The organism is Rhodococcus sp. P3_B8, from assembly GCF_056402775.1.
On record NZ_JBFUGT010000405.1, the window covers coordinates 1 to 5,107 of the forward strand.

General features: G+C 66.6%; 4 protein-coding genes and 1 pseudogene. 4 read left to right on the plus strand and 1 reads right to left on the minus strand.

What is annotated here, in order from left to right:
• On the minus strand, positions 1 to 197 hold a 197-nt coding region (locus tag AC1D1G_RS41540; protein ID WP_477956531.1), incomplete at its 3' end, for a hypothetical protein.
• 217 nt (positions 198 to 414) lie between these two features.
• Between AC1D1G_RS41540 and AC1D1G_RS41545 the strand changes: the two are divergent.
• The 4 genes and pseudogenes from AC1D1G_RS41545 to AC1D1G_RS41560 all read left to right on the plus strand — a co-directional run.
• Positions 415 to 821: pseudogene (locus AC1D1G_RS41545) on the plus strand (phospholipase D-like domain-containing protein); the annotation flags it as partial.
• Between the two features lie 426 nt (positions 822 to 1,247).
• Positions 1,248 to 2,093, plus strand: coding sequence for a nitrilase-related carbon-nitrogen hydrolase (locus AC1D1G_RS41550; protein WP_477956532.1), 846 nt, complete (start codon positions 1,248 to 1,250; stop codon positions 2,091 to 2,093).
• Positions 2,090 to 3,598 (plus strand): purine-cytosine permease family protein, encoded by a 1,509-nt coding sequence (locus AC1D1G_RS41555; RefSeq protein WP_477956533.1) that lies wholly within the window; start codon positions 2,090 to 2,092, stop codon positions 3,596 to 3,598. The genes AC1D1G_RS41550 and AC1D1G_RS41555 overlap by 4 nt, the downstream gene beginning before the upstream one ends.
• Before the next feature lie 501 nt (positions 3,599 to 4,099).
• Positions 4,100 to 5,035: a LysR family transcriptional regulator gene (locus AC1D1G_RS41560; protein WP_477956534.1), complete on the plus strand. Its 936-nt coding sequence runs from the start codon at positions 4,100 to 4,102 to the stop codon at positions 5,033 to 5,035.
• Positions 5,036 to 5,107: the final 72 nt, after the last annotated feature.

Sequence of the window (5,107 nt, forward strand, 5' to 3'; positions counted from 1 at the left end):
CCATTGCGGTCGCCGGGCTTGCCGTACGTCACCGTCTCGTTGCCTTGGGAGTCCGTGTTCACGATCGGGCACGGACCACCGGTGGGACCGTTCGGGCCGATCGGCTCGGCCTGAGCGACGGACGCTGCCCCGGCCGCACTCAGGACCGTAAAGGCAGTGAAGGCGATGGCGGTAAAGGTTCGGCGGGCGTTGATCACTCATTCGCTCCTGAGGATGTCGGGGAGGTGCGTCGGTGACAGATACAACTCTGCCCACTCCAGCGCCCGAACTGAAGCAACCCCAGGGGTCCGTTCGCCCACCCCGGGGAGGGAAACACCCCACCCCAACACGGCGTGGCAGAGGGCCCGCCCGAGGGCCTGAGGCCAATATCGATTACACCGAGCCGGGCGTTCCCACCCGCTACCGTGTCCGGGTATGGCGACCACCTTCCACGGACCGAGCCCGTGGCCGCACCCGCGCCATCCGCACCCGTGGAATCCGGCACGCTGCGATCGCCCACCTCGGCCAGGACGCGCCAACCCTGATGCCGCTGCGCGCCGGGGACGTCCTCGTCGTCAACGCCTCCCGCGCCGCGGTCCGGGCGCACCTGACCTCCCCGGTCGCGCTCGCGTACTACGTCGACGCCGGAGTGCGGGTGCTGTCGTCACCGAACCTGCACGCCAATGTCATCGCCACCGACCGGCGGGCGGTCATCGGCTCCCGCCAACGCCTCCCACAGCTCCACCCTCGCCGAGGAGGCCGTGGTCATTACCGACCCCCCCGACATTGTCGCCGCCGTGCGGAGGTTCATCGACGGCATCGACGAGATCACCGAGGTCGATCATCCCGTCCGGCGAACGGAGGTACAGGGGTTTGGCTCGTCTCGTAACCCTCGGCGTGTCACCAGTTATGTGTCGCCCTGTGGTCCTGGCCAGTCGGTCGGACGCGGCGCCCCGGCGTCACCGATCCACCTTCACGTTTCGAGGAAAGGGTCCCACCACCACGCAAAGGCTAAGCCTGTGCTTTCCTCAGGGAACTGCCATCTAGACCTGTGGTGGAACTAGCACCTACCGTACTGCCATGTCGAGCACAGGTCGCCAGTCACCCCCACGCCGCGTCGGCGTCGCCAAGTCAAGATTTCCGCGCCGACCCGCGCAGCACCTGAACCTCGGGTTCACGGTCGCCGTGGACGGGCGCCATCGGACTCGCTCGTCGGATCCCGGATGCGGGACGGCCGACCCCACTCCATCGATCCAAGGTGGGAGATAGTGCGCACTCTCGACGTCGCGGCAGTCGAGCTCGATATCCGTGTCGGCGACATCGACCACAATGTGGAGTGCATTCGCGACGGTGTCGCGCGCGGTGTCGCGGCCGGAGCCCGCTTGATCGTGCTGCCCGAGCTCGCCACCAGTGGGTATGTCTTCGAGGATGCGTGCGAGGCGCGATCGCTGGCACTGACCGCCGACGATCGACGGCTCATCGCCGTGGCGTCGCAGCTGCCCGACGGCACGGTCGGGGTGGTCGGTTTTTGTGAACTCGCCGGTGACCGCCTGTTCAACTCGGCCCTCGTGATCACCCGTGACCGAATTCTCGCGCGATACCGGAAGGCCCACCTATGGGCGGCCGAGACCGAAATCTTTTCACGCGGTTCGGAGGCCGGTGCCATCGTCGACACCCCCATCGGCAGGATCGGGGTTGCCCTCTGCTACGACAACGAGTTCCCCGAGGTACCTCGTCGGCTCGCCCTGTCCGGCGCCGAAATCCTTGCCCTTCCGGTTAATTGGCCCCTCGTCCCGCGCCCGCCCAGGGAACGGGCACCGGAGACCATCCAGGCGATGGCGGCCGCTCGGTCATCCCGGCTGGCGATGGTCATCGCCGACCGCCACGGCCACGAACGTGGAGTCGCGTGGACCGGAGGGAGCGCGGTGATCTCCCCCGATGGCTGGGTCTGCGCGGAAGCGGACGATCGTGCCGCGATCGTCCACGCTTTGCTGGACCTGCCGGAGCCGGGCGACAAAGCCCTCGGCGACTACAACGACCTGTTTGGCGACCGCCGTCCCGACACCTATGCCCTGACCCCCACCCCGCACTCTCCCGCGAGGTCGACCCTGTGAGCGAGGAAGCCATGCCCGAGGAATCCGCGACTTCCCGACAAGTCATCGCCACGCCCGCGCGCGGCGCGGTCGAGACCAAATCGATCGACTGGATCCCGCTGACCGAGCGGCGCGGCAGGCCGTCGACGCTGTTCCCGCTGTGGTTCATGTCGAACGCCAACCTGACTACCCTCGCGACCGGCATGGTGGGGGCGGCACTGGGCGCGACGTTGATGACCTCGGTGTTGGCAATCGTGCTCGGTGTCGCTGTCGGAACGGTGTTTACCGCGTTCCATTCGGCGCAGGGCCCCCAGCTGGGACTCCCGCAGATGATCCAGTCCCGGGCCCAGTTCGGCTACCGCGGCGTCGTGGTGATCTGCGCGGTGGTCGTGTTCAGCATTGTCGGTTTCAACATCTTCAATCAAATGCTTGCCTCGGACGTCCTGACGATCACGACAGGGATTGACGCGCACGATGGGTGGTGTGTCCTCGTCACGGTGCTTGCGCTGACCCTCGCAATTTTCGGCTATCACTGGATTCACCGGACCCAGACCTGGCTGACCTGGCTGTGCCTGATGACGTTCGGTGTCTTCACCGTCGCGGCGATCATCGTTCTCCCGTTCCCGGCGCAGCAGCTCGGCTTCGCCGGGTTCGACTGGGCCGCCTTCCTGGTGCAATTCGGGGCCGCGGCGGCCTATGCGTTGGGGTGGGCACCGTATGTCTCCGACTACTCCCGCTACCTTCCACCCCAGACGAGTCCCCGCAAAGCCCTTCTGTTCACCTACGGTGGCATCTTCGTCGGTGCGGGCTGGCTGATGACGCTCGGCGCGCTGGTGGCCGCCCTGTTCACCGGCCTGTCCCCGCTGCAGGCGGTGCAGCACACGGCGGACGAGATCCTGCCCGGGTCGGGGTTCTGGCTTCTTCTCTCGGCGCTACCCGCGCTGATCACGGTGATCACGGTGAACATCTATGCCGCCTCGATCGAGCTGATCACCATGGTCGACTCGTTCAAGGCGCTCAGGCCCACCCGCTCGATGCGGGTAATAGCCTGCACGATCGTTGCGTCGGTCGGACTCGGCGGCGCGGTCGTCTCGAGCGGGGAGTTTCTGGCGAATTTCGGCAGCTTCCTGGTGGTGTTGCTGTACCTGCTCGTGCCGTGGACCTCGGTCAATCTGGTCGACTACTACTTCGTGCGGCGCGGGCACTACGCCATCCGCGAGATCTTCATCCCGCACGGAGGGATCTACCGCACCTGGGGATGGCGCGGACTGACCGCGTACGCCTTCGGCATTGCGGCCATGGTCCCGTTTGTCGTCACCACCTGGTACACCGGCCCGGTGGCGTCGGCGATGGGCGGGGTAGACATCGCGCTCTTCGTCGGCCTCCTCGGCTCGGCCGTCGCGTACGGACTACTCGGTCGATCACTCGACCTTGCCGCCGAACGAGAACGGGCCCAGGCCGATGCCCGGTCGCACGGAGTCGAGGCCGTCAGTTTCGCCGGTCTCGTTGCGCCAGTGGAGACTTAGAGCGTTGATCGGACACCGGAAGACTCCGCGGCCGGTAGGCGCCGACCCTGTCGGCAATCGTCGAGAGCACGCATGCGCCCATCTTCTCGGGATGGTGCGCGCGTTGCCCACCGTGCTGCGGGCGCCGAGGATCCGCCACCGAGCTCGCCGTCGACGCCCGACGGAGCCGGCTCGCACGCGGGTGCACCTCGCACCGTCCGGGCCACCGCAACCCGCACTCGCGTGCGCAGGCCGTAAGGTCCAAGGATTCCCGCACGGGTTCTCGCGGATCGTTCTGCCGCAAGGCTTGGCTGACACCTGTAAAAGTCACGATTTGCATCGGCCACGATCCTGCCGAACTCCTCCGACGCCGGAAGAGGGTTATCCGTTACCTGAATTGTTCTTGATAGGGTCGGCCTATACGTAGTCGGTTGCGTGTGCGTTGTTTCGCCTGTGGCGGTGCACCGTCCGCCGGAAGGGTTTGTCGGACCGCGGGGCCCGACGAGGAGGTAGAGGAGTATCGTGACGACGCTGAATCAGCTTCGGGCCTTCGTAGAGGCCGAGCGGCTCGGGTCGTTTACCGCGGCGGCAGACATCCTGCAGGTGGCGCAGGCATCGATCTCGGAGTTGGTTCGCCGACTCGAAGATGAACTCGAGGCGCAACTGTTTGTCCGCGGTAGCCGCCGGCTCTCGCTGACCGCGGCGGGGCAGGAGCTGCTGCCTTACGCGCAAAAATCACTGCACGCCGCGGACACCGGAACCCAGGCGGTCCATTCGCTCGGTTCACTCGAGGGCGGCACCGCAACCTTCGGCGTTCCGCGCAACGCCGACTATTACATGCTGTCGAATTTGGTGCAGACCTTCCACTCCCGGTACCCGGCCGTGCGTGTTCGGCTGGTGGGTCAGAACTCCGCGGAGACTGCCGCGTCCATCGCCGCCGGAGAGATCGAGGCCGGCCTGGTGGTCCTGCCGATCGACGACGACGAATTATCCGTGCGACCGCTGATGCGCGACGAGGTCTTCTACATCAGCGCCGACCCCGCCCGCACTGCCGAGCCGATGACCATCACGCGCTTCGCGGCAGCGAAACTCGTGTTGTACGACGTGCATTACGGATGGAACGACCCTACCCGCCGCCAGCTCGTCGAACGGGCCCAGCTCGCCGGTGTCCGCATCGAACCGCAGATCGAGATCGAGCATGTCGAGGCGGCCCTGAAACTCGTGGCGGCAAAGGTGGGCGACACGATCGCCAGTCGAGCCGTCATCGCTAGCGCAACGTTCCCGAAGGGCTTGCACACCGCGCCCTTCGCAGAGCCGCTCTACGACACCATCGCCCTGGCACAGCACCGTGGTCGGCCCCTGTCGAATGCCACCCGAGAGTTCGCGCGATTGGCCGAGGACACGATCCGCGAGCTTTCTGGCGGCGAGTCCGCACTAACTCGGCCCGCGCGGCGCTGATCGCTGATCCCCAGATCGAGGGACCACGGCCCCTGCGGGACGGTCCCCGACTGGTGTCGCGCAACCACTCTC